This is a genomic window from Nocardia vaccinii NBRC 15922 (assembly GCF_001613305.1).
Lineage (GTDB): Bacteria > Actinomycetota > Actinomycetes > Mycobacteriales > Mycobacteriaceae > Nocardia > Nocardia vaccinii.
Genome location: NZ_BDCC01000043.1, coordinates 22212 through 37207 on the forward strand (window position 1 = coordinate 22212; position 14996 = coordinate 37207).

The window sequence follows — 14996 nt, forward strand, 5'->3', positions numbered from 1 at the left end:
CTGGAGTCATAGCTTGTCGCGGCACGGAGCGAACGTTCATGGTGATGTCGGCGAGAAGTGGTTACCAACGGGTCCGGCACCGAACTCGTGCTCGCCACGGTCAGCGGCGAACGACTGACCTCACTGCGGGACCGACTGGCTGTCCCCGCACCACTCAACCTACGCCGAAGCTCCGGCCCTCGTCGAGGTTCTCCCGCTTACGGAGAGGTGCCCTGTGCTCGCCGATTCGTCCCGAACCACAAACGAACTCGACGGACTCCCTACGATCAGGGCAGTTTGGCAACGGTGAACAGCACCGCGGAATCCTCCAACGCTTCCAGACTGTGACGGCCCGCCGGCGCGATCAACAGGTCGCCGCTGCGAGCCTCCCACGAGCTGTCAGCACAGGTCAACCGGACCCGGCCGGACAAGACCAGCATCGTGGCCTACCCGGTGGGGTCTGATCCCCGGCTGGTCGATGACCACCGAAATTCGGGGCCCGTGCTGGGTTACGACTCGCACCGACAGCGACAAGCCGATCAGGGCCGAGATCACGACGACGACCATAACGGCGATAACGATGGACATGGCGCGTTCTCGAAAGAGGCGGGTCACGGCAGCGGAGAAGGTCCGCGCGCCCAGTTGTGGGCGAGTGTCGCGGCCATTCTGGTTCCGAATACCGAAACGGTACTCAACACGACACGGTTCGGCGGACATCGGAATTCGGCTGCAAACAGCACACCGAGCGCGCAAACTGCACAGATGTGCCGCAGATCGCTGGACGCCTCGATTGCTCGCGCGTGCAGATCGGTGCTGCCGTGACGCTGGGCCTGCCGGACGGGACCCGGGCGTGTCTGTTCGATCTCGACGGCGTGCTCACCGACACCGCCCGGGTGCATGCCGCGGCGTGGAAGGAAATGTTCGACGCCTACCTGCGAGCCCGGGCAGCGCGAGAGCACTCGCCGTTCGTGGCGTTCGACCCGGTCGCCGACTACGACGCCTATGTCGACGGCAAACCCCGGGCCGACGGCACCCGCGCGTTCCTGACCTCTCGTGGGATCGACCTACCCGAGGGAGACCCGAACGACCCGCCGGACGACGAGACGGTGAGAGGCTTGGGGAACCGCAAGAACGAGATCGTGCTGCGCAGGATTCGCCACGACGGGTGCAGGCATATCCGGGGTCGGTGGCCTATGTGGAAGCGGTGCGTGCGGCCGGGCTGCGGCGGGCAGTGGTGTCGTCGAGCATGAACTGTCGCGACGTACTGGCGGCCGCGCACATCGAAGACCTGTTCGATCAGCGTATCGACGGGGTCACCGCGCAGCGGGAGAAGTTGGCGGGCAAACCGGCGCCGGACATGTTCCTCGCCGCCGCGCGTGCGCTCGGGGTCGCACCGGATGCCGCGGCCGTGTTCGAAGACGCCCTCGCCGGTGTCGCCGCCGGGCGCGCCGGCGGGTTCGGCTACGTGGTCGGCGTCGACCGTGTCGGTCAGGCCACGGAACTGATCGCACACGGTGCCGACATCGTCGTCACCGACCTGGCAGAGTTGACGAGACGCCGATGATCAATCACCCCGCATTCACGGTCGAGCCCTGGTGCCTGCGCGCGACCGGCCTCGACCTGGACGTGCTCGCCCAGACCGAATCGGTGTTCGCACTGTCCAACGGGCACATCGGCTGGCGCGCAAACCTGGATGAGGGCGAACCACACGGTTTGCCCGGCAGCTACCTCAACGGGGTCCACGAGCTGCGAACCCTGCCCTACGCCGAGCCCGGCTACGGCTATCCCGAGTCCGGGCAGATGATCACCAACGTGACAAACGGCAAACTGATCCGGCTGCTCGTCGACGACGAACCGTTCGACATCACCTACGGTCGGCTCGACGCCCACGAGTGGTGCCTGGACTTCCGCGACGGCGTTCTGCACCGCCGCACCGACTGGACCTCTCCGGCCGATTGCACGGTGCGCGTGTCCTCGACCCGCATGGTGTCGTTGGCGCACCGGGCGATTGCCGCGATCCGGTACCGGGTGCAGGCAATCGACCGGCCGGTACGCGTGGTCATCCAATCCGAACTGGTCGCCAACGAAGCGCTACCGGCGGCAAACGGTGACCCGCGTGCCGCGGCCGAGCAAGCGCCCTTGATCGGCGAAGAACACGCCGCCAAGGGCACCCGCGCAGGGTTGGTGCATTCCACTGGGCGCAGCGGTTTGCGCATCGCCGTCGTGATGGACCACGCCGTCGACGGACCCGACAACACGCAGGTGGAATCGGAAAGCTTCCCGCACCTGGGCCGCGTCACCATCACCGCGGAACTTCGCCCCGGCCAACGGCTGCGGTTGGACAAGTTCGTCGCCTACGGTTGGTCAGCAAGCCGCTCCCTGCCCGCGGTGCGCGATCAGGCCGATGCCGCCCTCGCCGGCGCACAGCGGACGGGCTGGGACGGCTTGGCCGCCGCGCAACGCGCCTACCTCGACGACTTCTGGTCCCGGGCCGACATCGAACTCGACGGCGACACGGAGATCCAGCAAGCGGTGCGGTTCTCGCTGTTCCACGTGCTGCAGGCCGCCGCGCGCGGCGAGGGCCGCGCGATCCCCGCGAAGGGTCTCACCGGTCCCGGCTACAACGGACACAGCTTCTGGGATACCGAGGCATATGTGCTGCCGGTGCTGACCCAGGTCGTCCCTGACTCCGCAGCACACGCGTTGCGGTGGCGACACTCCACCCTGCCGATGGCCACGGCCCGTGCCGCCCAGCTCGGGCTGGCCGGTGCCGCGTTCCCGTGGCGCACAATTCACGGCGAAGAGTGCTCGAGCTACTGGCCGGCGGGCACGGACGCCTTCCACATCAACGCCGGTATCGCCGACGCGGTGATTCGCTACGTCCAAACCACCGATGATGACGCGTTCGAACGCGACTTCGGACTCGAACTGCTCATCGAAACCGCCCGCCTCTGGGCGGCGTTGGGCCACCACGACACCGCCGGCCGCTTCCGCATCGACGGGGTCACCGGCCCCGACGAATACAGTGCCGTCGCCGACAACAACGTCTACACCAACCTGATGGCACAACAGAACCTGCGTGCCGCCGCCGAGGCCGCCGGCCGCCACCCCGACTCCGCCCGCGACCTCGGGATCGATGACGAGGAAACCGCCCGATGGCGTGACGCGGCCGACGCCATGTGCATCCCCTACGACGAGACTCTCGGCGTTCACCCGCAGGCCGAGGGCTTCACCGCCCACCAGATCTGGGGCTTCGATACCACCACCGCAGAGAAATATCCGTTGCTGCTGCACTACCCGTACTTCGACCTGTACCGCAAACAGGTGGTCAAACAAGCCGACCTGGTCCTGGCCATGCACCGCCGCACCGACGCCTTCACCCCCGAGCAGAAGGCCCGCAACTTCGCCTACTACGAACGACTCACCGTCCGCGACTCGTCACTGTCCGCTTGCACCCAAGCGGTCCTCGCCGCCGAGGTCGGCCACACCGGCTTGGCCTACGACTACCTCGCCGAAGCTGCCCTCATGGACCTCGACGACCTCGAACACAACACCCGCGACGGGCTGCACATCGCCGCCCTCGCCGGCAGCTGGATCGCACTCATCGCCGGATTCGCCGGAATGCGAGACAACAACGGCGAGCTGTCCTTCGCGCCACGCCTACCCGAAGCACTGACCCGCCTCGCGTTCACCGTCATGATGCGCGGGCGACGCCTCGCCGTCGACATCACATCCACCACCGCGACGTACACGCTGCAATCCGGTCAACCGATCCGCACCACCCACCATGGACAGCAGATCACCGTGGCCACCGAGGCCCCGATCACCCGACCGATCCCAGACCCCACGACTACAACCCCGCGCCCGACCCAACCGCCCGGACGCGCCCCCACCCCGCGAAGCTGCACATAGTGAACGACACGAAAGCTATTGGGCACCGGTAAACCGGGCAGGGCGTAGCGTGAAGGCCTGGGCAGTACTTCCCGAAAGAGGGGAGACGGATGTGGGTACTGCGGCACGGATCGCCTCCTGCTTGATGCGAGTGTCCGACCTCGAGCGTTCCGTGGACTTCTACCGCGACGTGTTCCGGTGCAACGTCGCGATTCACGAACCGGACGCGGCGCTGCTGTTGACGCCGGACGGCTTCCAGCTCTACCTGCGTACACACGAGGCAATCAACACACGCGACATCAATGATGTGGGCGTCGAGCAGATCATCTGGTCCGCCGGTAGCGAGGAAGAACTGCGACAGATCGAACAACGTCTGCGCGCCCACTATCCCAGCACATACACAAATACCCTGAACGGAATCACTTTCGTCGACGGCGTCGATCCCGACGACATTCGTGTACTGATCACCTACCCGACCCCCGAACAGCTTCCACGCGAGGTCATCGACCGACGATTCCGGTGACGGGGGGGCATCGAGAACGGTGTCGGAAGGATTGTTCCAGAACAGGATTCGTCGGACTATCGACGGAGAGGCTGATTCTACGATCCGGTGACCGTGAACCCGAAATGATCGCGCTCGCCGCTGCCTGCGCAGGATTCGCTGCCGGACAATGAATCCCCGGAATCGGACAGTACGGTGTAGGAGATTCTCGGGTCATGCGGCTGCAGACCGCCGGGCGGCGGCTCGCGGCGATTGTCGGGCAGGCCGGATGCGATCCGATACATGTCGCTGGAAGGTCGCACTAGTGACGACATGACCGTCTGTCAGGAACAACGCTCGTCGGCAACCCCACCGCTCCGGGCTACGCCCCGGTCGGTGCGGTGGGTGAGGCGATAGCTGCTATCGACTCCCGCTCGCTGCGCGGGTACCGACCGATCGGACCCGGATCTGGGGCTCAACCGCTGTCAGGGTGTTCGCGTTGGGGAGCGTTAGGCCCACCGAATTCTGTTGTTGCTCGACGTGTTCGACTGTATGTAACCTGTTTCGCCTCTGACAGCCGCCTAACGCTGGGAGGTGAGTCATACGCGAGAAGTCAGCCGCCGCCATGGAATCTCTCGGGTGATCCCACCGGTGCTGTCTGTCGACACCACGTAGGGGGCGCGGTCAGTGTCGAAATGCAGACATACCACCGCCCCGTGGTCGGTACCGATCGTCATCGTCCGCATGTTTGGCGCTACATCATCGGTGAACTTCGCCTCCACGGCAGACCACCAGTTCGCGATATCGGTATCGCCGAGATCGGCGACCTGGTGACCGCCTTCGTCCAGTCCGATGATCCACAGGATCGGCGAACCGCCGGCGGTGTTGGCCATCCCAGCGATCCGGCGCGCAACCTTCTGCGGGCCGGGCGGCCAGACGGCCTTCGCCTCGACGAAGTCGTCCTCGACCTTCCCGCCCGCGACCACCCGTTTGACGATGTCCTGCACACGCATCTCGGTGCGAAGTGGACTCACACGGAGCGTAGATACGCCGCAATTCCGACCGTGGCATCAGCTTTTCCGGGCCACCCGCGCAGCTGCGGTCAGCTGAAAATGAAGGACAGTCACCATACTGACTGCGCTGCGGTAGGCGTTGTGGCAGTGCAACATCCATTGGCCACGGTCGGTGGCCTCGACATCGGCTTCGACGACGGAATGCATGTACCGCACTACCCAACATGACGGAACGATGGAAAATTGAATCGAAACCGTGGGGTAAACGTGGGGTTGGCGGAATAAAAACGAGTCAGGCCCGGTATCAAACCTGGCCTGACCTGCGCTAACGGGTGGAGCTAAGGGGACTCGAACCCCTGACCCCCACACTGCCAGTGTGGTGCGCTACCAGCTGCGCCATAGCCCCGTGCTGCGCTTCCGGGGTGTTCCCCTTCGGCTTGAACGAAGTTACACCACGGGGGTAATTGCCACCAAATCGGCTGGACAACGGGGTGGTGGAACTGATGTTCGAAAGGTAGGATCGAACACATGTTCGACAGCGGAGAGCTTCAGGGTATGACCGATGAGGGGCTGCTCGACGCGGTGCGGCGGGCGCACGGGGCGGCCGCGTTCGCGCAGGCTGCCGAGGTGCTTGCGGTGCGGGAGCTGTACCGGCGGCGAGCGGCGCAGGAGCGGGGCGCCGAGTTCGCCGCGGCCGAGGCGTCGATGGCGGTACAGATCTCGGAGGCGGTGGCGGCGGGGCTGATCGATATCGGGATCGGGCTCGATCGGCTGCCGCGGGTTCGAGCGGCGTTCACCTCGGGGCGGATCGATCTGGCGCGGGCACAAGTCCTGGTGGAGAACGTGCGAGATCTGCCGGAGGAGCTGCTCGCCGATGTCGAGCAGACGCTGATCGACGTGGCGGAGCGGCTCACCCCGGCGCGGCTGCGGCAGACGGTGCGACGCTGGGTGTCCAGGCTCGATCCCGCGGGCGAGCGTCGCCGCCGCGAGCGTCGCGAGGGTGATCGCGACGTGCGCATCAAAGCCGTACAGGACGGTATGGCGGTATTCGACGGCTTACTGCCCGCGGTGGGTGCGCAGACCGTCGCGATGCGTTTGCGGGAGATGAGCCTGCGGGTATGCGAGGCCGATCCGCGCACGATGCCGCAGCGGCGTGCCGATGCACTGGTGGCGCTCGCCGACGGGTCACGTCGGCTGCGTTGCACCTGTGGGCGCGGAAAGCGCTGTACCGCACCGGAAAGCGAGCCGCCACGCCGGCCGCTGATTCAGATCGGCGTGCCCGCCGAAACGCTGCTGGGCGAACGGGATGCCCCGGCGCATCTGTCGGGCTACGGCCCGATCGACGCGGCGCTCGTTCGCCGGATCGCGGAATACGCTCGGTTCCAAGCGATTCCAGAGCAATCGGAGCCTCCGGCCAGTCCGGAGGAGTCCGCTCGGCCCGACCCGGCGCAGTGGCAGGAGCGGGATGTTCGCGCGCTCGACGGTATGTGTCGCTTTCCGGGGTGCACCATGCCCTCTTCGGAATCGCTAGTGGACCACAGTGTTCCGTTCGATACGGCACGCCGGAGGACAGCCCTGGCGAATCTCGCCGTTTTCTGTACACGTCATCATCGACTGAAGGCGGCGGCCGACCGTGGAGAGACGTCGTGGCGGATCCATCGCGTCGATGCCGATCGGCTACTCTGGAAGAGTCCCACCGGCGATGAGCGCACCACTCTCCGCGAGGGTGAGCGATATCTGTTCCCACACACCGACATCGAAGCGTTCGATGCCCTATGGCCCTGTCCCGCAAGTGTTCCCGCACAACCGCATCCGTCCACCGTCGACCTGACCTATCCGATCGAACACGGCGCGTTCGTCCATCCGGAGCTGGCATCGATGACGCCCGAGAACGAACCGCCAGGCCACCTTGTTGTCGAAAACCCAAGTCGCTGAGGGGGATTCACTGATGCTCGCCCTGCAGCCGGACGTCCGTCCGGTAGCGATCCACAGGACACCGCACATGTCGCATCCGGACCGTCCGCCGGCGCCGACCGTCATCGACGTCGCCGTGGAACGCGAACGAATCGCAGCGCTCGACAAACTCCGCCGTCGCCTGGAATCCGAACTCGACCGAACCCCCGCGGGCGCCAGCTACGCCGCGATGGCCGGGCAACTGCGCGATACCGTCAACTCGATCGCCGATGCGCGCAATCGCGTCTACGAGGCGTTGATCGATGAGGACCCCTGACCGGAGGATGTCCACGGGGGTCCATGAACACCGCCCGGACGGCTGGGGTTGCCGTCCGGGCGGTTCGAGGTCGGGTGGGACTAACCCGCGAGCTTGGTGACCCAGGACGAGTCCCCTGTGTCGGCATTCTTGCCGCCATCCAGCACTGTCGGGGTCTGCACCTGCCCCACAGCATCTTTGAGGGCAGCCATCGCGGTCTGCGCATGGTCGCGCGCCTCGTCGACGCGGTCACCCTTGGCGATGCACTGCTGTACGTCCTCCGGGGCACCGGCATCCTTCGCGATCGCGGCCAGCTGCTCGTTGCTGAGGCTGCCGCCTTCCTCGCTGGGCTGTTTGGTGGTGAAAAGCGCCTGGTGGAATTTCGAGAACACCGGACCGTCACCGGCCGATGCCACACAATCACTGGCCGCGATAGCGCGGGTCGAGTAGTCCTTCGTACCCGACTTCGAATCCAAGAAGTTCACCAAGCGGTACCGCACGGCGAGCTTGCCCGCATCGATATATTTGGCGATCTGCTGCCCGTAATAGTGTTCGAGCGATCCACAATCCGGGCACAGTGGATCCTGGTACAGATCGATCGTCTTGGCGGCGTTGGCTTTACCGAGCACGATGGCGCCATCGGAGTCCAGCAGTGCGCTCACTGCCGAGTCGCGCACCGAACCGTACCCGTCTTCCTGGACCTTCAGACTCTTGCCGCTGCTCGAATGCATCACGTACACCACGATCAGCGCGATGACCACGACTGCGACACCGCCGAGGAGATAGGCGGTGCGGCTGGACATCGGGCGCGGCTGATACGTCGATCCGGGGGAGGAATTCACGGCCCCTACTCTGCCAAAGCAGCCGCCTCGCCGGAACCCGACACGTCCGGTTCCGCATCGCTGCCGGAACCCGATGTCGCCACGGGTGATCACCGGCCGGGCGCCATTTCGTCCGCGCAATTGCGATAGGCGGAAGAATCCTGCCCGGACCTCTGACCGGACTGGACCGGTAGGGAAGTATCAGGGCGTGGCGGTGGTGGCGCGGGGGTCGAATCCGCCGGGGATCTCGTAGACGACTCCACCGAATGTTGCCGCGAACAAGCGGCCGGTGGAGAAACCGGTCGTGCCACGGCCGTAGCTGACGACGCTGGTCGTGGGACCGGCGGTGCCGAGTTCGCAATAACGTCCGGGTGCGTCGACCCGCACGATCCGGCCCGATGGGTTCAACGGGACCACCGGCCGGTTCAGTGAATCCAGGGTGAGGCCGTCGGGGGCGGCGGTGATGTCGGTCCCGGCCAGGTCGAGCAGTGACTGCGGCGCGCCGGGATTGCCGATCGGGATTCGGCTGACGCCGGGGTTGCTGAAAGTGCGTGAGACGTAGAGGAATTGTCCGGCCGGGTCGAGTACCGCGCCGTTGGCGCTGGGAAAGCGGGCCCAGTCCGCTTGCACCGCACCGCCAGGGCGGACGCGGCCGATCAGGGTGGCGAAGTCGTTGGTGGCATATGCGGTTCCGTCATGGCCGACGGCAAGACCGCTGGCGGCGCTCAGGCCCGCGGCAAACGGAGTGAGTCTGCCGGTGGCGGGGTCGAATTCGTCGATACCGGCCGCGCGCACGGCGTCCCCGACGATCACGCCTGGATTCGATCCGTAACCGATCAGCAGCTTCCCGTCCGGGGTCCAAGCCAGCCCGCCCGCACCGGGCACGGTCGCGACCGGGACCGCGGCCGCTCCGGGAGCATCGATGCGGAACACCCGGCCCGAGCTCAGGTCGGTGACGTAGGCGCGGCCGCGTGGGTCGACGGTGAGGCCCTCGAAGGCGGCGCCGGACACGGACGCGGCTCGAACACTCGCCTGCCCCGCACCCGGGCAGGTCGCCGCGGCCTGCGCGGCAGGTGCAACGGCGGCGGTCAGGGCGGTGAGGGCCGATGCGGCCATCGTCGCGGCGGCAGCGCGCAGAATGTTCATGACCTACCTTCTCTGTTCGGGGCGGCAGGGTTGCCGCCACGCGGGGGGTCGCCTCGGCGGGCATCGCCACTGGTCTGGTTGAACGATCCGACCAGCGACGATACCGGCACGAGGAAGACCTTCCGTGTCACTACACGATTCGGGAAGGGTCGAGGTTCATCCCCGGTCGGCTGTCGCACAGGGCTGGAGTACGAGCCGGGCGAATTCAGGGTGCGGCTCAGGGGGTTCCCGGAGGCGCCGCGCACAGTCTGTTCGTAGGTTCGTACCGTTGCCTACTTCGAAGAAGGGTGGTCGGCGTGACTGCCGCGACAGAGGAGCGGGACGGCGAGCTGCGGGATGTCGAGGGGTCGGCCCGCGCTCGATGGAATTTGTTCACCCGCATCGCATTCCGGTTCTGCGTTCTGTACTTCGGGCTGTTCTGCGTGCTGTATCCGCAGTTGCTGTTCGCATTCCTGGGGTGGTTCGGCTCCAACGGGTGGCTGCCCGACGACGCGGTCGTCTGGCAGGTGCGGGTGCTCGAACCGGTCTATCGGCGGGTGGGACGCACCGTTTTCGGTGTCGATGCGGAACTGAACGGCAGCGGCAGTGGGGATCTGGCGCTGCTGTGGGTGCTGTTGTTCTGCGTGCTCGTGGTGGCCGCGGTCGGCACACTGCTCTGGTCGGTACTGGATCGGCGGCGCCCCGGATATCGCCGGCCGGCGGGGTGGTTCCTGCTGTTCGTCCGGCTGTGTGTGGCCGGGCAGATGCTGACCTACGGCATGGCCAAGTTCATCCCGACGCAGATGGCGCGGCCGGGGCTGACCACACTTCTGCAGCCCTACGGTGACTTCTCGCCGATGGCGGTGTTGTGGAGTCAGGTGGGTGCCGCACCGACGTACGAAATACTCCTCGGCACAGCCGAACTCGTCGGCGGGATCCTGTTGTTCATCCCGCGCACCGCGATACTCGGCGCGATGCTGGCCCTCGTCGACATGTCCCTGGTGTTCGTCATGGACATGACCTTCGACGTACCGGTGAAGATCCTGTCCGGGCACCTGATGCTCATGTCGCTGATCCTGCTGGCGCCGCACGCGCGGCGACTACTCGACGTGCTGGTGCTCGATCGCCCCAGCGCACCCTCGAACGCGCCCTATCCGTTCCACGCCCGCGGGCACCGCCGGGCCGCGGCGCTGATCCAGATCGCATGCATCCCATGGATCCTCGTGCCGCTGGCCCATCACAGCTGGAAGAACTATCACGAATCGGGCGACGGCCGCCCACATCCGCCGCTGTACGGGATCTGGTCGGTCACCGATTTCACCCGTGACGGACAACTCGTTCCCCCGCTGCTCACCGATGAAAATCGTTGGCAGCGGATTATTTTCGATATGCCGGGCGTGATGAGCTATCAGGACATGGACGGCCGGGTCTTCGATGCCGCGCTGAAACTCGACACCCGGACCCATCACATCGGACTGGCAGGCGGGCAGCGACACGTCACCGAGAGCGAGGGGCAGACCGATATCACACCGAAGCCGTTGGCCGAGTTCATATTCCGGCAATCAGGGCCCGACCGACTGAGTCTGGACGGCCGACTCGACGGGCATCCGGTGACCATCGAGTTGAACCGCGTCGACCTGAACAGCTTTCGACTGTACAGCGGCGGATTCCATTGGGTTCAGGACAAGCCGGCATTCTGACCCGTCCGCACCTCTACGATCCGGCTCGAGAGAATTGTCCGAAGAGGGGTGGTGACCGCGACGGAGTTCGTCGAGTTCAGCCGAGCGATCGTAGACCCGGTCGCGGGAATCCTGGACGATCGACGTGCCCCTGAGTTGGACGCACAAGTCGGCGTGGGCGTTTCGATGGAACCGAATTTGCGCAGACGTTTTTGTACGGCGTACGCCCAGCGGCCCGCGCCGGATTCCCGAATGATTACGCCCGCGACGATGAATTCATCACGCGCGCCCCGTCCTACCTTCGAGACAAACGCTCGGAAAGGAGCACCATGCCCGCACACGACATCGGGACACGGGAACAATGGCGCGCGGCGTACGAGGATCTGCGTGCGCAGGAGAAGGAATTGACCCGGCGGTCCGATGCGCTGGCCCGGCAGCGTCAGGCGCTGCCGTGGGTGCCGGTCACCAAGGAGTACCGGTTCGAGACCAATGCCGGCGAGAAGACCCTGGCCGAACTGTTCGACGGACGATCGCAGCTGATCATCCGGCATTTCATGCACGGCCCGAAAACGCCGGAGGGCTGCCCGGGGTGCACCTTCGAGACCGACAATCTGGTCGGTGCCGTCCCCCACCTGGCCCACCGCGACGTGACGTTCATCCTGGCCTCACGCTCCCCCTTGGCGACGCTGAACGCCTACAAGCGGCGTTTCGGCTGGGATATCGAATGGGTCTCCTCGGGCGACAGCGGTTTCAACGACGACTTCTTCGAGATCATGCGCACCGCGGCCGAACACCGCCCGCCGGGAAATATGCTCGACGTGATGGAACTGATGGCACTGAGCTGCTTCGCCCTGCGAGACGGCGTCGTCTACCACACCTACTCGACCTACGACCGCGGCACCGACGCCCTCAACGCCACCTGGCAACTCCTCGACCGAGCCCCGCTCGGCCGCGGCACCGATTTCGCCAACTGGCCCCGCAAACGCGACGAGTACTGAGTCACGACAAATTTCGCGCCCGTCATGGGTGATTGGTCATGACGGGCGCGGCGAGCCCAGCCACCACGAATCCCCTTCGATCGATCCGACCGTCAGACCGAGCCCAGCGCACGGCCGACGACCTCTTCCGCTGCGGCCTGGACCTGGGCGAGATGGTCCGGGCCCTCGAAGGATTCGGCGTAGATCTTGTATTTGTCCTCGGTGCCCGACGGGCGGGCGGCGAACCAGGCGTTCTCGGTGCTGACCTTGACGCCGCCCAGGGCCGCGCCGTTACCTCGGGCGCGGGTCTGGATGGTGGTGATCTCCTCGCCGGCGACCTCGGTGGCGGTGATGTCGTCGGGGGTGAGGGCCGCCAGGCGGGACTTCTGCGCGGTGCTGGCGGCGGCATCGATTCGGGCGTATGCCGGTGAGCCGTAACGTTTTTCGAGTTCGGCATAGCGGGCCGAAGGGCTCTGGCCGGTGACCGCGGTGATCTCGGCCGCCAGCAGGGCCAGCAGAATGCCGTCCTTGTCGGTGGTCCACACGGTGCCGTCGTGCCGCAGAAAGGAGGCGCCGGCACTCTCCTCACCGCCGAAAGCCAGTGAGCCACTGAATAATCCGGGCACGAACCATTTGAATCCGACGGGTACCTCGTGCACCTGACGTCCCAGCACGCTCACCACTCGATCGATCATCGCAGAGGTCACCGCGGTCTTGCCGATCTTGGTCAGCGCGTCCCAGCCCATCCGGTTGGCGATCAGATATTCGATCGCCACCGCCAGGTATTGGTTCGGATTCATCAGTCCCGCATCGGGTGTCACCACGCCGTGCCGGTCCGCGTCGGCATCGTTACCGGTGGAGATGTCGTAGTCGTCGCGGATCGCGACCAGGGAGGCCATCGCATAGCGCGAGGACGGATCCATCCGGATCTGGCCGTCCGCGTCGAGGGTCATGAACCGCCAGGTCGGGTCGACGAACGGGTTTACCACCTCGAGTTCGAGGTCGTAGCGCTGCCCGATCTCCTCCCAGTAGTCGACGCTGGCCCCGCCCATCGGATCGGCGCCGAGCCGGATGCCCGCACCGCGAATCGCGTCCAGGTTCAACACGTTCGGCAGATCGGCGATGTAGTGGTCGAGATAGTCGTACCGCTCGACGCTGGTCGTCAGCGCATGCTGCAACGTGGTGCGCTTGACCCCGACCAGGCCACCGCGCAGCAGTTCGTTCGCACGATCGGCGATGACCTCGGTGGCGACGGTGTCGGCCGGGCCGCCGTGCGGCGGATTGTATTTGAAGCCGCCGTCGCGGGGCGGATTGTGCGAGGGGGTGACCACGATGCCGTCGGCCTGATGCCGGGCGCCGCCCCGATTGTGCCGCAGCACCGCATGACTCAGCACCGGCGTGGGCGTGTAGCGGTCGCGGGCGTCGATGATCGCGGTGACCTCATTGGCGGCGAGCACCTCGAGCGCGGTGGTCCACGCGGGTTCGGACAGGGCGTGCGTATCGCGGGCCAGATAGACCGGGCCGGTGATGCCGCGGGTGGCGCGATATTCGACGATCGCCTGGGTGATGGCGAGGATGTGCGCCTCGTTGAACGCACAGTCCAGACTCGACCCACGATGTCCCGACGTACCGAACTGGACCAGCTGCGCGGGATCCGACGGATCCGGAATGCGCGCGTAGTAGGCCGTCACGAGATGAGGCAGATCCTCCAGATCGGTGGCCCGCGCGGGTCGTCCGGCTCGATCGTGGGCCATGGTCGGGCCTCCTTTCCGTATCGCCTGCGCCCGGCTGGTCATCAGGATCACGGCCACACCCACTCTGCGAGAAACGCTCCGGCGGCGGCCGCCGTGCCCAGACGTTCTACCGTAGCGAATCGCACCGGGTTCGCACGATCCACCGGAACCGGGGTACTCGGCCGGGAGGGTCGGGGGTTGTCCGCCGTCACGGGCGGCTCCCGGAGCCGCCGGTCCAGACCTGCACCGGAGACAACGCGACGGTACCGATATCGAAGAGTTCCGCGTTGGCGGAGACGAATTCGCGTAGTCGTTCGGCGTCGTCGATAATCATCACCATGACCGGGAGGTTCTCGGCCAGATCCAGCAGCCGGGTGGTGTGGATACGGGAGGAGACGCCGTAACCCTCCATCCCACGCCACACGCTGGCGCCGGCCAGGCCCGCGTCGCGGGCGCGCCGCACGATCTCGTGATAGCGGGGCCGGTGCTTCCAGTGATCATCCTCACCGAGCAGCACGGTGAGCCGGGCAGCTGGCCGCCATCGCGGATCCGGCTGCCATGCATCGGCTTCCGTCATGATCTCCACGGCGGGGTCCGCCGGTTCCTCACTCATCGCATACCCCCGATCCTCGTGCCCGCGTACCCGGTTGCCTCGAACCCTGTGTCATCGCACCGTCCCTCGCACCGCCCTGTGCTGTCCATCGTGCCCTCGCCGGCGCGCAGCCGCCCTGAATCGCCCGATCGGCATACCGCACGCGACGCCACCGCAATTCTCCCGAAGTACCCGCGGCGGCCTCGCCAGCGGGAAATCGCCTACCCCGGCCCGGTGATCACCGGATCATGCTAACTGCCAGCGATCACCGCCGATCTGCTCGGTCGTCCCCAATCGGTGACCGCCGCCCGTCGCGGGCTCGCGAGCGGCGGGTTCTTTCCGCAGATTCGAAGCGATGACTCGATCCGATCGTTGCGGATCGCGATATTCGGTCCGAGTGCGGATGCCATCGAGCGCTCACTCTCGGCTACCGCAGGGCAACTCGAGGCTTCACCAGGCTCGTTCACCCCCGAGCAACGCCAGCACCCCAGTTCGC

The 14996-nt window shown here is 66.1% G+C and carries 12 protein-coding genes, 1 tRNA gene and 1 pseudogene; 7 read left to right on the plus strand and 7 right to left on the minus strand.

Annotated features, from left to right (window positions below; translation table 11 throughout):
- Nucleotides 1–266 precede the first annotated feature (266 nt).
- Nucleotides 267–419: a cupin domain-containing protein gene (locus NV1_RS42450; protein ID WP_174557485.1), complete on the minus strand. Its 153-nt coding sequence runs from the start codon at nt 417–419 to the stop codon at nt 267–269.
- A 378-nt stretch (nt 420–797) separates the two neighbouring features.
- On the opposite strand from NV1_RS42450, the pseudogene NV1_RS26195 reads away from it, so the two are divergent.
- The 3 genes and pseudogenes from NV1_RS26195 (at nt 798) to NV1_RS26205 (ending at nt 4393) form a co-directional block, all read left to right on the plus strand.
- Nucleotides 798–1543, plus strand: a pseudogene (locus NV1_RS26195) (beta-phosphoglucomutase family hydrolase).
- A complete protein-coding gene (locus NV1_RS26200) occupies nt 1540–3891 on the plus strand; it encodes a glycoside hydrolase family 65 protein (protein WP_067896751.1) in 2352 nt (783 codons plus the stop codon). Before NV1_RS26195 ends, NV1_RS26200 begins: the two are co-directional and overlap by 4 nt.
- A 91-nt stretch (nt 3892–3982) precedes the next feature.
- Nucleotides 3983–4393 (plus strand): VOC family protein, encoded by a 411-nt coding sequence (locus NV1_RS26205; RefSeq protein ID WP_307630139.1) that lies wholly within the window; start codon nt 3983–3985, stop codon nt 4391–4393.
- A gap of 557 nt (nt 4394–4950) precedes the next feature.
- Here the strand turns inward: NV1_RS26205 and NV1_RS26215 are convergent.
- Both NV1_RS26215 and NV1_RS26220 read right to left on the minus strand, forming a co-directional pair.
- Nucleotides 4951–5385: a hypothetical protein gene (locus NV1_RS26215; RefSeq protein ID WP_067896761.1), complete on the minus strand. Its 435-nt coding sequence runs from the start codon at nt 5383–5385 to the stop codon at nt 4951–4953.
- A 312-nt stretch (nt 5386–5697) separates the two neighbouring features.
- Nucleotides 5698–5770, minus strand: a tRNA-Ala gene (locus tag NV1_RS26220).
- 122 nt (nt 5771–5892) lie between these two features.
- Here NV1_RS26220 and NV1_RS26225 point away from each other — a divergent pair.
- Complete coding sequence (locus tag NV1_RS26225) at nt 5893–7299, plus strand: HNH endonuclease signature motif containing protein (protein WP_067896764.1); 1407 nt, start codon at nt 5893–5895, stop codon at nt 7297–7299.
- 13 nt (nt 7300–7312) lie between these two features.
- On the plus strand, nt 7313–7594 hold the full coding sequence (locus NV1_RS26230) for a hypothetical protein (RefSeq protein WP_067896767.1): 282 nt from the start codon (nt 7313–7315) through the stop codon (nt 7592–7594).
- An 80-nt stretch (nt 7595–7674) separates the two neighbouring features.
- On the opposite strand, the gene NV1_RS26235 is transcribed toward NV1_RS26230, so the two are convergent.
- Complete coding sequence (locus tag NV1_RS26235) at nt 7675–8415, minus strand: DsbA family protein (protein ID WP_245713927.1); 741 nt, start codon at nt 8413–8415, stop codon at nt 7675–7677.
- Nucleotides 8416–8595: 180 nt separating this feature from the next.
- Nucleotides 8596–9540 (minus strand): SMP-30/gluconolactonase/LRE family protein, encoded by a 945-nt coding sequence (locus tag NV1_RS26240; protein ID WP_067896773.1) that lies wholly within the window; start codon nt 9538–9540, stop codon nt 8596–8598.
- 296 nt (nt 9541–9836) lie between these two features.
- Between NV1_RS26240 and NV1_RS26245 the strand changes: the two genes are divergently transcribed.
- Nucleotides 9837–11219, plus strand: a complete 1383-nt coding sequence (locus NV1_RS26245) for a DoxX family protein (RefSeq protein WP_245713928.1) — start codon at nt 9837–9839, stop codon at nt 11217–11219.
- A gap of 308 nt (nt 11220–11527) precedes the next feature.
- Complete coding sequence (locus NV1_RS26250) at nt 11528–12196, plus strand: DUF899 domain-containing protein (protein WP_067896789.1); 669 nt, start codon at nt 11528–11530, stop codon at nt 12194–12196.
- 92 nt (nt 12197–12288) lie between these two features.
- Here NV1_RS26250 and pgm read toward each other — a convergent pair whose 3' ends face one another.
- On the minus strand, nt 12289–13929 hold the full coding sequence (gene pgm, locus NV1_RS26255) for a phosphoglucomutase (alpha-D-glucose-1,6-bisphosphate-dependent) (RefSeq protein ID WP_067896792.1): 1641 nt from the start codon (nt 13927–13929) through the stop codon (nt 12289–12291).
- 187 nt (nt 13930–14116) lie between these two features.
- Entirely contained in the window at nt 14117–14521 is a 405-nt protein-coding gene (locus tag NV1_RS26260) for a DUF190 domain-containing protein (RefSeq protein ID WP_245713929.1), read from the minus strand.
- Between the last annotated feature and the right edge of the window lie 475 nt (nt 14522–14996).